11 protein-coding genes and 2 pseudogenes are annotated in these 17,570 nt (G+C 64.2%); 3 read left to right on the top strand and 10 right to left on the bottom strand.

Annotation, left to right across the window (positions count from 1 at the left end; all coding sequences use genetic code 11):
- Positions 1-338: 338 nt before the first annotated feature.
- Together G606_RS10095 and G606_RS10100 are read right to left on the bottom strand one after the other, a co-directional pair.
- Positions 339-993, bottom strand: a pseudogene (locus G606_RS10095) (DUF4194 domain-containing protein); the annotation flags it as partial.
- 107 nt (positions 994-1,100) lie between these two features.
- Positions 1,101-2,720 carry a DUF3375 family protein gene (locus tag G606_RS10100; RefSeq protein WP_081664072.1) on the bottom strand — a complete coding sequence of 540 codons (1,620 nt, stop codon included), beginning with the start codon at positions 2,718-2,720 and terminating at the stop codon, positions 1,101-1,103.
- A gap of 181 nt (positions 2,721-2,901) precedes the next feature.
- Here G606_RS10100 and G606_RS0105835 point away from each other — a divergent pair, with 181 nt between their 5' ends.
- Positions 2,902-3,267 (top strand): DUF488 domain-containing protein, encoded by a 366-nt coding sequence (locus tag G606_RS0105835; RefSeq protein ID WP_026645167.1) that lies wholly within the window; start codon positions 2,902-2,904, stop codon positions 3,265-3,267.
- A gap of 21 nt (positions 3,268-3,288) precedes the next feature.
- Here the strand turns inward: G606_RS0105835 and G606_RS10105 are convergent, their stop codons facing one another.
- The 4 genes and pseudogenes from G606_RS10105 to G606_RS0105855 form a co-directional block, all read right to left on the bottom strand.
- On the bottom strand, positions 3,289-3,900 hold the full coding sequence (locus G606_RS10105; protein ID WP_051198604.1) for an HAD family hydrolase: 612 nt from the start codon (positions 3,898-3,900) through the stop codon (positions 3,289-3,291).
- 149 nt (positions 3,901-4,049) lie between these two features.
- Positions 4,050-4,460 (bottom strand): annotated as a pseudogene (locus tag G606_RS10110) (DUF4186 domain-containing protein); the annotation flags it as partial.
- Positions 4,461-4,536: 76 nt separating this feature from the next.
- Positions 4,537-6,969 (bottom strand): hypothetical protein, encoded by a 2,433-nt coding sequence (locus tag G606_RS0105850; protein ID WP_196800006.1) that lies wholly within the window; start codon positions 6,967-6,969, stop codon positions 4,537-4,539.
- 379 nt (positions 6,970-7,348) lie between these two features.
- Positions 7,349-10,174 carry a carbon-nitrogen hydrolase family protein gene (locus G606_RS0105855; RefSeq protein WP_051198611.1) on the bottom strand — a complete coding sequence of 942 codons (2,826 nt, stop codon included), beginning with the start codon at positions 10,172-10,174 and terminating at the stop codon, positions 7,349-7,351.
- Between the two features lie 366 nt (positions 10,175-10,540).
- On the opposite strand from G606_RS0105855, the gene G606_RS0105860 reads away from it, so the two are divergent.
- Both G606_RS0105860 and G606_RS0105865 read left to right on the top strand, forming a co-directional pair.
- A complete protein-coding gene (locus G606_RS0105860; protein ID WP_026645170.1) occupies positions 10,541-10,969 on the top strand; it encodes a hypothetical protein in 429 nt (142 codons plus the stop codon).
- Positions 10,970-11,071: 102 nt separating this feature from the next.
- Positions 11,072-11,503 (top strand): PH domain-containing protein, encoded by a 432-nt coding sequence (locus G606_RS0105865; RefSeq protein ID WP_026645171.1) that lies wholly within the window; start codon positions 11,072-11,074, stop codon positions 11,501-11,503.
- A 65-nt stretch (positions 11,504-11,568) separates the two neighbouring features.
- On the opposite strand, the gene G606_RS0105870 is transcribed toward G606_RS0105865, so the two are convergent.
- The 4 genes from G606_RS0105870 to G606_RS0105890 form a co-directional block, all read right to left on the bottom strand.
- Positions 11,569-13,224, bottom strand: a complete 1,656-nt coding sequence (locus tag G606_RS0105870) for a dipeptide ABC transporter ATP-binding protein (protein ID WP_051198649.1) — start codon at positions 13,222-13,224, stop codon at positions 11,569-11,571.
- A 125-nt stretch (positions 13,225-13,349) separates the two neighbouring features.
- Positions 13,350-14,567: an ABC transporter permease gene (locus tag G606_RS0105875; protein WP_026645173.1), complete on the bottom strand. Its 1,218-nt coding sequence runs from the start codon at positions 14,565-14,567 to the stop codon at positions 13,350-13,352.
- 2 nt (positions 14,568-14,569) lie between these two features.
- Positions 14,570-15,667: an ABC transporter permease gene (locus tag G606_RS0105880; protein WP_026645174.1), complete on the bottom strand. Its 1,098-nt coding sequence runs from the start codon at positions 15,665-15,667 to the stop codon at positions 14,570-14,572.
- 115 nt (positions 15,668-15,782) lie between these two features.
- A complete protein-coding gene (locus G606_RS0105890; RefSeq protein WP_026645175.1) occupies positions 15,783-17,408 on the bottom strand; it encodes an ABC transporter substrate-binding protein in 1,626 nt (541 codons plus the stop codon).
- Positions 17,409-17,570: the final 162 nt, after the last annotated feature.

The raw sequence follows: 17,570 nt of genomic DNA on the forward strand, positions 1-17,570 counted from the left end.
CGTCATCGGGTCGTCGTGCGCGGATGCGGCGGCTGCCGATTCATCGTCGGCATCGTTGGACGCTGCATCGTCGTCGGCGGCATCGATCACGTCGCCGGCATCGTCATCGTCATCGTCGCTGGCATCATCGGTCACATCGTCGATATCGTCGGTCGCATCGTCGGATGCGCCGATGATGCCGAGGATGTCACCGAAATTGCCGTCGTCATCCACTTCGGGCGCCTCGTCCGCGTTGTCGGCACCGTTCGCTTGCCCGTCGTTCGGCGTCGTGACATCGTCGTGGACGTCGGCAGCGCGACCGGCAGCGCGATCATCGGCGCGAACGTCGTCGCTGTCCTCGTCGTCCAATCCGAGCCAGCGGTTGATGCGGTCGGCGTTGAGCACGACGGGCACGAGCTTCGTGATCACGTACATCGCGTCGTCGGCACCGTCCTCAAGGAATCCGTAGGTGCGCATCGCGCCGATGAGCCGGTCGGCGCGCGCGATGACCGCCTCCTCGCTGTTGCGGCCGGCAAAGGGACCGCCGCCGACGCTCAGCGACTGGACGATCTCCTCGCGCGAGACAATCCACGAGTCCGCGTCGACGCCCACGTTCTCATATTCGAGCACCTTGCGGCGCAGCATCGCGACAACGACCGCCTCCTCGGCACTGAGCGTCACGCGCGTCTTGAGCGATCGAAGCGCATACTCGTCTGCGCGGATCGGCTCGGCGTACATGACCTCGTAGTATTCGTCGACGACCGGCACGAGCATATCGTTGTTGAGCGAGCGGCGCACATCGTCCATGTAGTCGCGCGCCTGCCGGTACAGGTCGCCGCTGATCGCACGGTTGCGCTTGAGTGCGATCGCCGCCTCGCGCGCCGGCGCCGGCATGTCGCCGACGTCGCCGTCGAACAACGCATGCACGTTCGCAAGATCGGCGACGCCCGCGCCGTCCTCGACGCCCTCACGCCAATCGCCGCCGCTCGTCGCACAGACGACGCCGGCGTCCATGCCGGCGTCGTTGTTCGGATTCGTCATCGCCTCTGCCACCGTTCCTCGCTTTCCCCGGCCGGATCTCCGGCCGCTCGTCGTATCGTCATTCGTCGTATCGTCATTCGTCATATCGTCATCGTTGTGTCGTGCGCATCGTCGTCGCGCAAATCATCATCGCGCAAATCATCATCGCGCATCGCGGCCGCCATCGGTGTGACGTCCGTCTGTCTGAGGAAGTCGTCGAGCGCCTCGTGTGGCACGAGCAGCGCGCGCGTGCGCCACCGACGTTCGCGCCCGTCGCTGCCGACGCAACGCCAGACGCGTTCACCCTCGCCGTGCATGTCCGTCTCAGCATCACTGCCGAAATGACTGCCGCCGAAATAACTGAGGAAGCCAACGACTTCGCTTTCCCTACGTTCGTCGGCGTCCAGCGCATTGAAACTCGCCGCCATGTCCACGTCGTCGCCGCGGCGCACCGGATTCGCGGCGATCAGATCGACCATGTGCCGCACGCGCGGACCGCCGGCTGCGACGATCGCGGCCAGATCGGCGATTGCCGCGGCCGGTGCCTGCACGAGCGCGGGCGCAACGGCGCGCGCCGGCGTCCGCCTCGGGCGTCGACGCAGCGTCGGCAGCGACGCCTCGGCGATGCCGGCGTCGAATCGTTGTTTCGGCTTCGTGCGCGCCGCATCGCTGAGCCGGGTGAAGAGTTTTGCGAGGCCGCGTGACATCGTGCGGAACTGCATGTCGGTCTGCTGTCGCACGATCAGGCGGATGCTTTCGTCGGTGACGCGGATCTGGCGGCGCACGTCGTCGATGCCGCGGTAGATGTCGTCGAATTCGCGGTTGACGACGCTCATCAAATCGTCGGCTTCACCGTGCAGCCATTCGCTGTTCGAGATGTCCTGCAGCGCCTCGTTGAGTTCGGCGCGGCTCTCCGGCGCGTACATCACCTGGAACGCGTCGTTGAAACGGCGGCCTTCGTCGCTGAGATTGTAGACGCGGTCGAACTGCTCATGGTAGAACGTGAGCATCTCGTCGCCACTCATCGTGCCGTCGTCGATGCGCCGGCGCAGAGCGTCGCCGTTGTCGCGCTCGGCGATGACGAGTTCGCGCAGATCCACCGGCACGCCGCGCAGCGTGTTGTAGACGACGTTGATGATGTCGGAGACCTGTTCGCGTGTCGGACGATCCTCAATGCCGTGCGCCTTGAGCTCGTCAATCTGCCGTTGGCGTTGCGCGATCTCGGCCTCCAGCAGTTCGATGCGTTCACCGACGTTCACGGTGAGCTGTTTGCGCGCGTTCTCGATCTCCATGATGATCGAATTGACCTGCGCGCCCGACAACGAGACGGTGCGCCGTTGCAGCGTCGCGAGCGCCTCAATCGCGCGGTGCGCGCGCTGCGTGAGGCGGCACATGACGCGGTGCTGGCGGCGGTCCATCGAATCGGCGATCCATGCGTAGTCGCCGGCGTCCTCGGATTTGAGTTCCTTGAGGATGCGGCGGGCGGCCATCATGTCGTCCTCACCTTCGCGCGGCGTGTATTCGCCGGCGGCGGCCAGTTCGCCGATTGCCTCGCGCATGCGCGACAGCAGCCGTTCCTGCGGCACTTCGGCGGTCAGCGGATCGAAGCATGAGCGCAGCATCGCGATGTAGACGTCCGCGTACTTGTGCAGCAGCATGCGCAGCACGCCGGTCTCGTACACCGGCCGCAGCTGCGCGAGCTCGGTCCTCACATCCGCCATCGGCCGCCTTTCTCGCATCGTTCCGCGCACCCGCTCGTCCGCGGGCATGCCGCCTCCCATTGTAGCGAAAGGGCGGTGCGCAGGCCGAGGAGGCGGCGACGGTACGGACACACGGACGGAACCGTTGCGTGGCGGGCGAACATCGGTTGCGCTGCCGGATGCGGATCCTAGACTGGCGGATATGACGAAGTTGATGATCAAGCGCGCGTATGCGCCGGCGGACGAAGACGACGGCTACCGGATCCTTGTGGACCGGCTGTGGCCGCGCGGCGTGTCCAAGGAACGCGAGCATCTCGACCTGTGGATGAAGCAGATCGCGCCGAGCACCGAGCTGCGCAAGGCGTGGAGCCACGATCCGAACCGAATCTTTGAGTTCGCCGCAAGCTACCGGCGCGAGCTCGACGCGAACCCGGCGGTCGAGGAGCTCGAACAGATCATCCGCGACCATCCGAAGGTCACGCTCGTCTACGGCGCGCGCGACCCCGACGTCAACCACGCCCGCCTGCTGCGTGACTACCTCGAGGAGCGCATGGGCAGCGAAGCCTGAGAAGCGCGGCGCGCGCCAGCGCTAGCGCCGTAAGCAATCGGATGGCGTCATTTGCGCAATCACCGCACACGCATGCAGCCCTGCGGCGCCAAGGGCGGCGGCGCGGAAGGGATCGGTCGTGACGAATGCGGTGGAAACGGGGTCGAGATCGAAGGTCGCGGCGGCTTCGGAGGCCGTCAGACGACTGTCGATCGTGCCGTCAAGCAGACTCAGCCACGGGTATTTCGCATGCATGAGGTCGACGGCGCGACGCGAGCAGTTCGCGAATCCGTACAGGCGGACGCCGGCGGCGTGCAGCTCACGCAGCGCCGTCGGAACGCCTTCGGGCATATCATAGAAGCCCAGCGTGCGGTTCTCGAGCAGCAGCCGCATGATCCAGCCAACGGCGGGACCATGCTCACGGGAATAGTCATCGATGATCCGCTCGTCATCCCAACCTTCGATTGCGCGGCGGCGATAGTAGTCGTAGCCGTGCGGGTCGGCGACGTCGAAGAACATCGCGGTCACGCCGGACGGATAGAACAAGGAGACGATGCGTTCGGGGCGCCAATCGACGAGCGTACCGAAATAGTCGAGGACGACGGCGGTGGCCGAAGGCCCACTGCGCTGGAGTTCGAGGGATTCATTGGGCACAACCGCCATCGTAGCAGCGGCACGGCGCGCCGGCTGATCACAGATCAGAACAGCGGATCCATCGTCGCGGTCGACGTCGGCTTCGGCCGCGGAGACTCGACGGGCGTCGCAGCGGACGCCGCGGTCTCGATCGGCAGCTGCGGCTGCATCGGATGGTCGCACAGATCACGGTCGATCCACGCCATGACGAGCGCGGCGAGACGGTCGATCTGCGCATCGGTGAGCGGGCGCCCCTTGGGAATGTGATGCCAACGCATGATGCAGCCGCGGCAGCAGGTGGCCGTCGCATGCTGCGCCGTGAACACCGGATGACCTTTCCACGGCGTCTGTTTGCCGTCCTTGATCGGCCGGGCGTCGCCGACGCGCGCACGCAGCATCTCATGGGCGTGACGGTCAATCGTCACACGACCCTTCGCGCGCGCATAGGCGAGGTCAGCATCCGACAGCCGGAACTTCGCGCGGAACGGCGAGCCGGACAGCCGCTGCAACGTCCACATGACCCATTGCGGCTCATCGGTCGGTTCCGGCGTCGTCCCCTCGATCGGCATGTCATGTCCCATAGACTCCAGCGTAGTCGTTTCGCCGCTCCGGCAAGCAATCGCGGCGAATCTTCACGGGAATCGGACGGGACGGCCGTCAGTCGACGAGGTAATAGACGTTTTCGTCGGCGGGGGGAGGCGGCCGCAATGCTTCCGGACGATGCAGGAACGGCGTGTCCGGATCCGGCGGCGTCACCCCGTAGAAGGCGTACTGATCGTATTCGTCATGCTGCGAAAGATCAAGGCCCTTCGCGTAATAGGTCAAAGTAAGCGGCTGCCGGATGTCGGAACCGTAGGCGTAGTCGCCGGACAGACAGGCCTCGCCTTGGTTCTCCCCGGCTCGATCGTTCATGCAGTAGGTGTCCGATTCCGGCGCCTTCAATTCCAGCGCATGATCCTTCACCGTGCCTTCCGGGAACCACGTTGCCCTCACCGACGACTGGATGGTGAGCGTCGTCGACATCGCGTCATGCTTCACATAGCCGCTGCGCGGACCGGTCACTGTGCCATCATCGTCCAACGTCAGGCAGTCACCGGTTTTCTTCTGACAGTATCTGCCGGCGATCGGAGTGAAATCGCCGCGCTTGACCGCGGATCGGATCTGCGCGATCGTCATGTCGGCGGCCTTCTGCTTTACCGGCGCCTTCGTCGCCACATCGCAGCCCTGCTCATCGCAGACCGCTTCACCCTCACCCATCGCCGTCCAATCGAAAGGTGACGGCTGCACGAGGTAATACGCGGATTCGGCGCTCGGAGCCGGAGCGAACTTCATCTTCGGAGAGCCGGATTCAGTCGGGATGAACGGATTGACCACCGCCATCCCACCATCCATGGAGAGGGCGCTCACTTCGCGGTCATCGGCATCATAGAGCCGGGGGTCGCGAATCAGCAGATACGGCCGGTCGGCATCCGCCTGCCCCGTCTTCTCGTCGGATTGCACGAAATACCCGCTTCGACTCACACTCGCGATGTCGGCGTCCACCGGCACAACAATCAGATAATCGCTCATGCGATACACCAGTCCGCTGTCCTTGTGCTGCCGGCCGTCGTCGTCCGACTCCTCCCAGCTCTTCGGGGTGCCGTGGTCGCAATACCAGCCGACCCCGTTCCTTGGCTGCGTGCCGCACAGCGCAAGCTGGTTCGTGTCGTAGATGTCCAGGACGCCGGTGCTTCCGGTGCCGAGCTGGTATCTGAACGCCCCTTCCGGCTTGTCCACATCATAGTCGGGCATATAGTGCACCCCGGGGAGGTTGTCCAGCCGTTCTGCGCCGACGTGTTCGCCGTCCCGTTTCATCTGCAGGTAGCGCACCGGCTGCGTTCCCTCATTGGTGGAATCCGTCGGCGCCAGTTCGACGCAATCACCGGCGTCGGTGCACCATTGCCCTATCAGCGTGGACAAATCGGACGGTGTCTTGCCGTGATACAGCTCGCTCTCCTCGACGCCGTCGGCGGTGATCATCATCGATGCACGCAGATCCTTCGCGTTCGCCCCGATGTACATCGTCGCCCGGGAGGCCGCCGACTCCTTGCCGATCTGCGGTTCGGTGCGCACCACCTTACCGATCATGTCGCGGTCGGCGGGCACTAGTTTCACCCCGACCTCGAATCCACGCGATCTGAGCAGACGCTCGGCTTCGGCCTGCGCCACGCCATAGACCTCCACCGGCACGCCATCGCCTTTGACCCCGACGGCGAACTTGATGCCATCGGGCGAATCGGGGGCGGCCTCACCCACGTTTGTTCCCGTATCCGTTCCATCCGCTTCGCCGGTATCCGTCTTCGTCGCAGACGTCTTCGCGGTGCCGTCCCGCTCTTCCAATGCATGTCCGTCCTGCGGGAACGTGGCGACGACTTTGCCCGGATCGTCCGATACCATCGTGTACTTCGTGACCGGCACGCCCATATCGGACAGGATCTCTGTCGCCGTCCCCTCATCTTCGCCGATGGTCCCTTCCGGCACGCCGGGTCCGAGCGATTCGACGACGGTGATTTCCTGAGTGCGTTCGATCCGCTCGCCTTCTTGTACGCCGTCAAGCCTCAGATACGCGCCCCGCTTCTCCTTGCTGAATTCCTGACGTTTCTTCGCGTTGAAACGATCACCTTGTAATCGAGCGAGCACATCGTCTGCCGACGGGCTCTCGTCATCCGCGCTGAAATACGGCACCGCATGGCTTCCCCACAGATGCAGGTTATAGGTGACGACGAATCCGGTGATCACGAGCAGCACAACGGCAACCATCGCGATGATCGTCAGCGGCAGTTTGCGTGGATTGCGGGCCGAAGCCTTCATATGGTCGCCGGAAGGCGAGCAAGGTGACGACGCCGCCCCCATTCCGGCCGGTGGTGGCACCGACGGCAACGGAACTGCGGGAATTGGCGGCATCGCTCCCTTCGCAACGGTCGTTACGCTAACGGAATCCATAGCCGTCCGCAATTTGCCACCGCAGTTACGGCAGAATTCAGCGTCCGGAGCACAACACGCCCCGCAACGCGAACATGTCTCCGGCGTTTTCTCTTCCCTCATCGGCACCTCCTCTTCTGCCTGAGCGTTCTGATCTTACCGGCGACTTCGTCTTGCCGTCCTCTTTGCTACCCAGATTGCGTATGAGTACAAAGCATTCTGGAACCGTATCTGAGATTTTGGGGTGGGCGTCTTCGCGCACTCCCTCGCTGAAAGCCCCAATCTGTGCGATTTACACACAAAAACGATAAGAACCGCACAGATCAGTGGGTACCCTTCGCGGACCCCCACCCCAAAATCGCAGATACGACCCAAACCTCTTCTCAACGGGCCGGCGACGACAGGCACGAGCACGACGGCGGGGCCGGTGTCCGGGATGATGTTCCCGAAAACCGACCCCGCCGTCATGCGCATCCGTATGTCCGCGCCCTACGTCATAGGAACGCCTTCAGCATCGGTTCGCACGACGCCGGATCACCAGCAGCGTCACACCGGCGCCGGAGACGGCGAGCGCGAGCGCCATGACTGCCACGACCGACGAACCGGTGGCGGACAGCGGCGCCTGCGTCGCGCCGTCGTCCCCTGCCGCGACGACCGTATCAGTTCCGGCCGCGCCGGGGGCACCCGGCTTGTCGGAGGACCGAGGTGCGTCCGGCGTCGCCGCACCGTCCGTATCCTTGCCGGGCGCGTCACCCGTGCCGTCCGTCGGCTTGTCGCTCGGCTCCGGCTCCGTGGTCACCGGCGTCAGCGCATCGTAGGCCGCATTGAGCGCGTCCTTCGCTGCGGTCACAAGCGGCTGCTGTTCGGCGCTGAACGTTGTGTTGTCCGCGAGCGCCTGCGCCGTGAGCAGCGCGTCGGCGAGCGAGGCCACCGACTCATCGGTGTAGGAAGGCTTCGTTCCCTCGGCCGCGTCGACGACCTGGCGGGCCTTCGCGATCGGGTCGGCGAGCGCGCTCGTATCGAGTGCGCCGCCGGTCGCGTACATCGGCGTGTATCCGTCGATCGTGCGCGCCGCGAGCGCGTCGTACATCTTCGAATACAGCCTCGCCTGGAAGTTCGTGATGCGGAAGCCTGCGCTCCTGAGGTTCATCGTGCGCGTTTCGAGGTTGTCGAGATCGTAGAGGCCCTCGCCGAACGCCCAGTCCTTCGTGATTTCGGGCGTCGCGCCGCCGCCGGTGCCGGAGGTGTCGAGCGCCGAGCCGGTCGCGTAGTCGAACGGCGTGCCGTCCTTGCCGTTCCATGCGGTGATGATCAGGCTCGTCGAGCGGAACGCGTCCCGTCCGACGCCCATGTAGTTGTAGCCCTTGACCTCCTTGCCGGAGCTGACCGTCTCGCCGTTCTCGTCGACCGAGTAGATCGGCTTGCCGTCCGCGTCGAGCGGATATCCGTCCTGTCCCCACAGGTTCGCGGTGACTGCCGCGAGGCCGTCACGGTCGGTGTAGCTGCCGATGCGCGATTCGCGGTACCATGCGTTGCCGGTCGTCGCGGTCGGGTGGATGAGCAGTTCGGCACCGCTGGCCGCGTAGTAGCGTCCGAGTTCGGGATAGAAGTGGCCGTCGCGGCAGATGTTGACGCCGGCCTTGAGCGCGGTGCCATCGGAGCCGGTGAATTCGGGCATCTCGAAGATGAGCGGCGTGTTCCCTGGCACCGACCAGACCTTCTCCTCCTGACCTGCGCGGTGCATCTTCTGGAACGATTCGGTGTGCCCGTCCGGGAAGGCGACGGCGGCCGAATTGTAGACCTTCTTCACGCCGTCGGCATCGACGATCGGGCCGCCGTCGGGCATTTCCGGCAGGCCGAACACGATGTACATGCCGAGCCGCTTCGCCGTGTCCGCCATCGTCCTGACCGATTCGCCGCGCGTATCGTCGCCGTCGGTGCCCTTGACCTTTTCGGCGAGCAACACCTGCATGTAGTCATCACTCGCCGCGAGCACGCGGTTGACGTCCGCGTTCGAGCTGTGCGCGTCGGCGTCGCCCTTCGGGTCGGTGCTGTCATAGCCGGTGAGCACGGTCTCGGGGAACACGATCAGGTCGACGTCGTCGGCGGCGGCCTGTTCGGCGTATTTGACCATCATGTCGACGTTCGCCTGCTTGTCCGCCCACACGCCGGCGACGTTGGCGACGGCAACGCGCGGACCGTCCGCGGAACCGTAGTAGTTGCTGAGCGACGTTCCCGATTCCTGCTTGTCGGCGAGTTCGGCGTACCACTTGGCGTAGTAGTCGGGATGGAAGTCGTTGGCGACGCGCGTCGTCGATGGGTAACTCACCCGCAGGTCCTTCGCGTTCGTCAGCGCACCTTCAACACCGACGATGAGCGTGCCGTCGGCGTTCTGTCCGGCGGAGTAGTCGGCGGAGCCGCGCACGATGACGCTGCCGCCGGGGAAATCATAGGGCTGCTTGCCGTCGGCGTCTGGGCAGCCGTCGGCGCCGACTAGATCGGCGGAGGCGATGACGAGGCCGTCGCGTGACGCAATCGATTCGAGACGGTTACGGTAGTACCACTCCCAGCCCTTGCCGTCCTTGACGCCGTCGCCGTCGATGTCTCGGTAGCTGCGGGAAGTCGCGGTCGGATTGATGAGGATGCCCGCGCCCTGCGCGGCGTAGTAGCGTTCGATCTCCGGATTCGCGTAGGTGTCGTAGCAGATGCTCAGTCCGGCGAGTCCCCACTCGGTGGGCAGCAGCACCGGCGTCGTGCCGGGCGTCGCCCACGATCCCTCCACCGGCGCGATCTTCTGGTAGCTGACGACCTTGCCGTCTGGTGAGGCGGCGAATGCCGAATTGTAGGCGTGCTCGCTGTCCCCCGGGATGCGTTCGGACGTGCCGAAGATGACCCACATGCCGTATGCGGCGGCCTTGTCGGCGAGTTCGCGCGTGATCGGGCTGGAGATCGTCTCGGCCTGGGAGACGGCCATCCTGTAGGCGGCGGATTCGGGATCGCTCGACGAAACGTAGCCGGTGAGCGCCATCTCCGGGAACACGATCATTTTGACGCCGGCGGCGTGCGCCTCGTCGATGTACTTGATCATGCTCGCCTTGTTCGCCTCCTTGTCTCCCCACACCGGGTGGAAGTTGACGACGCTCAGCGCGCCGGCGGGGATGACGCCGTTCGTCACGACGTCGGCCGCCGTGGCCACGGCCGTGCTGGAGGTGGTGTCGGCGAACGCGGTGTGGACGCCGGCCACGCCGAGCGACGCGCACATCACCATCGCGCCGACACCCGCCGTCACACGTCGCCATATCGGCGCGCGACGGGCGTCATCGTTGGAATGCATTGGGATTGGGGACCTGCCCTGCGCAAGCATATGGTTGCCTCTCTCTTCGTGCCCGCATCGAAACGACTTCACTCAACGAACCCCATCTACGACATGCCGAAAACGGCCATGGGTGAGCTGCGGACAGCAACCACGCTAGGAACGCCGGGTTTCGCGCAACTGAACGTCGGGTTTCCGGCGCGCTCCCCCGCGATTACGAAACGATTTCGACACGCGCCGACCATTTGCCGGCTCACATCGTTTGGAAACATCGGTGATGATATCGTGCGCAGTCGCGCGACAGGACATGGTGCGACGCGCAAACGGTGTATCGTTGAGCGCAGACGTGCGCCCGGCGCGCGCAACGGCGGCAAGGAAGGACTGACTATGACGCGACTGACGGACATGCTCGATGAATTCAAGAAGAACGATTGCCTGACGTCGTTGGCGTATGCGGGCGCACGCGCATGGGATCTCGTCAAGCTCAACATCGCGCTCAAGGCGCATGACGGCGGCGGCACGATCGTCTTCACACAGAAAGGCGACGACGTGCCTGACGAGGACGTGCAGGCGCTGCTCGAAAGCGAGGTCCCCTATCTCGTCATGTTCGTCTCGAAGCCGTGGCTCAAGGCGTACATGCGGCCGCGCTACGCGAACGCCGTGAGCGTCTTCCGCTGGGACGTCGTCGGTCCCGAAGGCGGCGACGTCAAGGACGAGGCGGTGCAGCGCGCGGCCGCCGTCACACTGCCCGGTCTGCTCTACGCGACCTTCGGTTATTCGCCGCAGTACTACGAGACGAACGGCTACCAGATCTGACGACGACGCGCCTTCCCCACCAACAGACGCGGTCGACGTTCCGCGGCGCCGGTAGTGTTGCGGAACGTCGACCGCCCAATCGACCATCATCTAAGGTGACCCATGGGATTATTCAACGCATTCGCAGGCAACCTGCAGCAGGTCAGCAACGACCAGCTCATGCAGCAGTACGGGCCGTTCCTGTTCAACGGCGAGCAGATCACGAACGGATATCAGCTGATTCGTGACGCCGTCGTGTTCACGAACATGCGCATCATCTTCATCGACAAGCAGGGCGCGACCGGCGCGAAGGCGCGGTACAAGACAATCCATCTCGACGCGATCGTCGACGTCGAGGTGGAGACGGCCGGCGCGATCGCCGACGACAGCGAGATCAACATCACCTATCTCAAGGACGTCTATCAGCGCAAGACTGGCGCGGAGACGCTCGACGAGATCACGCTCGAGTTCCCGCGCAAGTTCGACATCGCGCCGATCTACCGCTATCTGGGCGAACTGGCGATGGCGAACCGGCAGCGTATCAACGCGAAGTGAATGCGTGAATCGTGTCGCATGGCGCGGACGGATCCGACGGATCCGTCCGCGCCATGCGACACGATTCACGCCTCCTTGGCGAGCAGCTCGCGCAACTCCTCGCGGTGCACGGCCTGTTCACGCGGATCGGGCACCGGCAGCGACGCCAGCAGCTTCTTCGTGTACGGGTCGGAGGGGTGCCGCATGATCTGCGACGCGTCGCCGTGTTCGACGATGCGTCCCTTGTGCATGACCATGATGCGGTCGGCGAGCATGTCGACGACGGCGAGGTCATGGGTGATGAACAGGCATGCGAAGCCGATCTCCGCCTGCAGTGTCTTGAACAGCTCAAGCACCTTCGCCTGCACCGACACGTCGAGCGCGGAGGTGGGCTCGTCGGCGATGAGCAGGCTCGGCTTCAGCGCGATCGCGCGCGCGAGCGACGCGCGTTGGCGCTGGCCGCCGGAGAGCTCATGAGGGAAGCGGTTCATGTAGGTGCGCGGCAGCTGCACCATCTCAAGCAGTTCGCCGACGTACTGCTTCGCCTGGGCCGCGGTCCGGTAGCGTCCATGTACGATAAGCGGTTCGGCCACGTTCTCGAGGATCGTCATCAACGGGTCGAAGGAGCTGCCCGGATCTTGGAAGACGAAGCCGATCTGCTCACGCAGCGGCTTGAATCTGCGCTCCTTGAACCCTTTCATCTGCATGCCGAGCACATCGAGCGAGCCTCCGGAGATACGCTGTAGGCCGGCGATGGCGCGGCCGGTCGTCGATTTGCCGGAACCGGATTCGCCCACGAGGCCGAGCACCTCGCTGCGGTGGATCTCGAAGCTCACGTCGTCGACGGCCTTGAAATCGGGCTGCATGAAACGCCCCGGATAGGTGATATCCATGTGCTCGGCCTTCACGACGACCGGCTCGGCGCGCCAATCGACCTTGCGCTCGATGACGTCGCCGGCCGCGTCGCGCACGACGAGCCGCTGCCCGATGCGCGGCACCGCCGCGAGCAGGCGTTTCGTGTAGTCGGCTTGCGGGTCGTAGAAAATCTGGTCGACGCTGCCCTGTTCGACGACATGGCCGCGGTACATGACGACGACCTGATCGGCGATGTCGGCGACGACGCCCATGTTGTGCGTGATGATGAGCACCGACGCGCCGAACTCGTCGCGCGCCAAGCGCAGCAGGTCGAGGATCTCGGCCTGCACCGTCACGTCGAGCGCCGTCGTCGGCTCGTCGGCGAGGATGAGGCCGGGGTTGAGCACGAGCGCCATGGCGATGACGATGCGCTGCTTCTGGCCGCCGGAGAACTGGTGCGGGTAGTAGTCGACACGTGTCGCGGCGTCCGGGATGCCGACCTTGTCGAGGATCTCGATCGACTTCGCGCGCAGCTGCTTCTTGTCGGTCAGACCGTGGGCGCGCAGACCCTCCTCGATCTGCCATCCGATCGTGTAGACCGGGTTGAGCACCGAGTTGGGTTCCTGGAATACCATCGCCGCGGCGTCGCCGCGCATCCGCTGCAGGTCGCGGCCGCTCATCGTGAGCACGTCGACGCCTTCGCCATCGGCGCCCGCGCGCAGATAGATCGCGCCTCCAGTCGTCGCCGTCTCGGGCAGCAGTCGGATGATCGAGCGTGCCGTCACCGACTTTCCCGATCCCGATTCGCCGACGACGCCGACGACGGTCCTGCGTGGGATGACGAAATCAACGCCGTCGATCGCCTTGATGGGACCTGCATCGGTCATGAACGACACACTCAGGCCCTTGATGTCGACGAGCGCGTCATCTGACCGTACTGATTGCGTGGGCTGCGCTGATTGCACGGGCTGCGCTGATTGCATGGGCTGCGCGTTCCGTCCGTCATGTTCACTCATCGTTTGATCACTCCCTCGGATTCATCGGGCACGTCTCGCACGACCACGGCGATCTGCGGATCCTGCGTCACCATGTACTCGTCGGAGACGGTTTGTGTGTCGCCGCCGCGTTCGGTCGGATCGGTCTCGGCGGCCTCCAACGCCTGTTCCTCGGCCACGGCGGCGAGCGATTCGCTCGGGTTCGGGGAATCCACCGACGTGTCCTCGATCGAGCCGATCACCTCGCCTGCGGACTTGCGTGCACGTAGGCGCGGATCGGCCAGATCGTTGAGCGATTCGCCGATGAGCGTGATGCCGAGCACGATGAGCACGATCGCCAGACCCGGGAACACGGCCGTCCACCAGATGCCGGACGTGACGTCGGCCACCGAACGGTTGAGGTCGTACCCCCATTCGGCTGCGGCGGTCGGCTCGATGCCGAATCCGAGGAAGCCCAGACCGGCGAGCGTGAGGATCGCCTCGGACGAGTTCAATGTGAGGATGACCGGCAGCGTGCGCGTCGAGTTCCTGAGCAGATGCCTGCCCATGATGCGCCAGGTGGAGGCGCCGACGACCTTCGCCGATTCGACGTAGGCGCAATCCTTGATGCGGATGACCTCGGCGCGGATCGTGCGGAAGTACTGCGGGATGTAGACGACCGTGATCGATATGCCGGATGCGAGGATGCCTCCCCACAGGCTCGACTGTCCGCCGGAGATCATGATCGCCATCAGGATCGCCAGCAGCAGCGACGGGAACGAGTAGACGGCGTCGGCGATGACGACGAAGACACGATCGATCCAGCCGCCGAAATAGCCCGAGACGAGGCCTAGGAACACGCCGGCGAAAATCGACAGCAGCACCGCCACGACGATGGCGATGACCGCGGTTCGCGCACCCCAGACGGTACGGCTGAACACGTCGAAGCCACCGACCGTCGTGCCCCAGATATGCGCCTTCGACGGGGGCGCCTGCGTCGGGAACGCGACGCCGTCGGCGCCTTTAATCTGCGCGTATCCGTACGGCGCGATCCACGGCGCGAACACGGCCACGATCAGGAAGAAGGCCGTCAGGACGAGGCCGGTGACGAGCATGCCCTTCTGCCAGCCGACGGCGATCTTCAGGTCGCGCACGACCGGCAGCCGCGAGAACCAGGATTTCGGGGGTTCGACGTTGAGCTTCTCCAGACGCGTGTCCCCCGGCACGCCGACTTTCAGTTCCGTGCTTTCGCTCATGGTCAGTACCTCACTCTCGGATCGATCAATGCGCTGATCACGTCGACGATGAAATTGACGACGGAGACGATGATCGCAATCAGGATGACGATGCCCTGCACCGCGACGAAATCACGCGCCTTGAGATAGTTGGAGAGCATGAAGCCCAATCCCTTCCATTCGAAGGTCGTCTCGGTGAGCACGGCGCCGGCGAGCAGCAGCGCGATCTGCATGCCCATGACCGTGATGATCGGAATGAGCGCTGGACGCCACGCGTGCTTGGACATCAGCCGCTTCTCGCTGACGCCGCGTGAGCGCGCCGCGTCGATGTAGCCGGCGTTGAAGGTGGAGATGACGTTCGTGCGCACGAGGCGGATGAAAACGCCCGCCGTCAGCAGTCCGAGCGCGAGCGCCGGCAGCACCGCATGCCGCAGGACGTCGACGAGCACCTTCATGTCGCCGAGCTGCAGCGCGTCGACGATGTACAATCCGGTGGGCGAGACGAGCCGGGAGAACTGCATCTCCGATTGCAGCGACGAACGGCCCGAGCTCGGCAGGATGCCCAGGCCTACGGAGAACACAAGCTTGAGCACGAGGCCGAGGAAGAACACCGGCGTCGCATAACACAGGATCGCGAACAGGCGAATGCCGGCGTCCTGCGCGCGGTCGCGGTGTCTGGCGGCGATGCGGCCGAAACCGATGCCGACGAGCAGCGCGACGATGAGCGAGAGCAACGCGAGTTCGAGTGTGGCGGCGCCATAGCGCGTCAGTACCGAGATGACCGGCTGGTTGTCGGTGAGCGTGCGGCCGAGGTCGCCGTGCAGCAGACCTCCGAGGTAATCGAAATACTGCACGAGGAGGGGACGGTCGTAGCCGGCCTCGTGGATGCGGCGTTGCAGCTCTTCGGGTGTGAGACGTCCGCCCATGGCGGCCGAGATCGGGTCCCCGGTCGCGCGCATGACGAAGAACACGATCGTGACGAGAATGAATACGGTGGGGATGATAAGCAGGAAGCGTCCGAGGATGAAACGGAAGAATCCTGCGGAAAGTCTGTTCTTGTGCGCGTCGGCGGTCGGCTTCGATGGTGCGTGATCGGCTGGCGATGCTGTTGCCTGTGACACCGGATCTCCTTGGGATGTATACGGCGGATGAGCTGTTGGACCGTGATGGGCGAATGCGAAGGCCGATCTGGTGCATCCCCGCGGGGATGCACCAGATCGACGATGCCGCGATGGCTCAGTTCTTCACGACCGAGGCGTAGCGGAAACGGAACGACGGGTCGAGCACGACGCCGGAGATGTTGTCGCCGGTGACGGCCACCTGATTGCCTTGCAGCATCGGCAGCGTCGAAAGGTCATCCGTCTCGGTCTTCTGGATGTCCTTGAGCATCTGCTCGCGCTTGGCTTCGTCCTTTTCACCGGCCTGCGCCACGATGGCGTCGTTGACCTCCTTGTTGGCGTAGCCGTTGTTCACGAAGTTGCCGTCGCGGAAGAACGGGGACAGGTAGTTATCCGGATCCGAGTAGTCCGGGAACCAACCGAGCTGGTAGACCGGGTAGCTGCCGTCGGAATCATCGGTGACGACGCGTTCCTTGTTGTACTGCGTCCATTCGGTCTGCTGCAGGTCCACCTTGAACAGGCCGTCGGATTCGAGCTGGCTCTTGATCGCCGCGTATTCGTCGGCGGAGCTCGAACCGTAATGGTCGCCGTTGTACTGGAGCTTGAGGTCGACCGGAGTGCTCACGCCTGCGGCCTCGAGCGTCTTCTTGGCCTTGGCAGCGTCCGGCTTGCCGTCCTTCGTATACGACTTGAGCGTGTCCTCATGGCCTGTGAGTCCGTCCGGGATGAACGAGTACAGCGGCGTGTACGTGCCCTTGTACACCTTCTCGGAGAGCTCGTCGCGGTCGATGAGGCTTGCCACCGCCTGGCGCACGGCCTTCGCCTTGGCAGCGTCGGCATCCTTCTGCGATTCGCCGTAGGGCTGCAGCTTGAAGTTGAAGGCGAGCATACGCACTTCGCCGCCGGGGCCCTTGACGACCTTCACCTTGCTGTTCTTGCCGAGATCCTCGATGTCGGTCGGCGAAAGGGAACGGTACGCGACGTCGACCTGTCCCTGCTCGACGGCCATCTTGAGGTTCGAGGCGTCGGCGAAGTACTTCACCTGCACGCCGGAGTTCTTCACCGGCGTCAGACCCTGGTAGTTCGCGTTCTTCGCATAGCTAACGGCCTCGTTGAGCTTGAACGAGTCAATCTGGTACGGGCCAGCGAAGGCCTTGCCGTTGACGATCGTGTCCGCGTCGGTGATCTTGTCGGCGGAGAACACCTCGTCGTCGACGATCGGGCCTGCCGGCGAGCTCATGACCTGCTTGAGCGTGACGTCGAACGGCACCTTCGAGTTGAAGACGACGGTCGTCTCGTCGGGCGTCTCGATGGAGTCGATGTTGGCGAGCAGCGAGCTCGGGCCGTTCGGATCGTTGATCGTGTTGATGCGGTCGTAGGAGAACTTCACGTCCTTCGCGTCAAGCGTGTGGCCGTTCGCGAACTTGAGACCCTCCTTGATCTTGACGGTGAACTGCTTGCCGTCGTCACTCCAGGTGCCGTCGTCCGCGGCGATGTCCGGGGACAGCTCAGACGTGTTGTAGTCCTGCGCGTACAGGAATGGGAACACCTGAATCTGCACCGCGTACGAGCCGTTGTCGTACGAGCCGGCGGGATCGAGCGAGGTCACCTTGTCGGTGGTGCCCACCAGTACAGTGTTCTCGTCGGCGGCGTCGGCCGTTCCTTCCTTCACGCCTCCGCATGCGCTGACCGATGCGAGCGCCGTAACCGCGGCCGCGGCGGCGATGATCTTCTTTGCGTTCACTGTGAACCTTCTCTCTGTGCGTCGTCCCCTTATTCTCTTCGGGGGCTTCGTTCACAGCACATTGTCAGTTCCATGCATTACCTACACGTTTCGTCTTGGCATCCGACCGGGGCGAATGCATGCCATCAATCCTCAAAACCGTTGCAATCCCAACGATTGACG

It is taken from the genome of Bifidobacterium sp. AGR2158 (assembly GCF_000424225.1).
GTDB classification, from domain to species: Bacteria; Actinomycetota; Actinomycetes; order Actinomycetales; family Bifidobacteriaceae; genus Bifidobacterium; species Bifidobacterium anseris.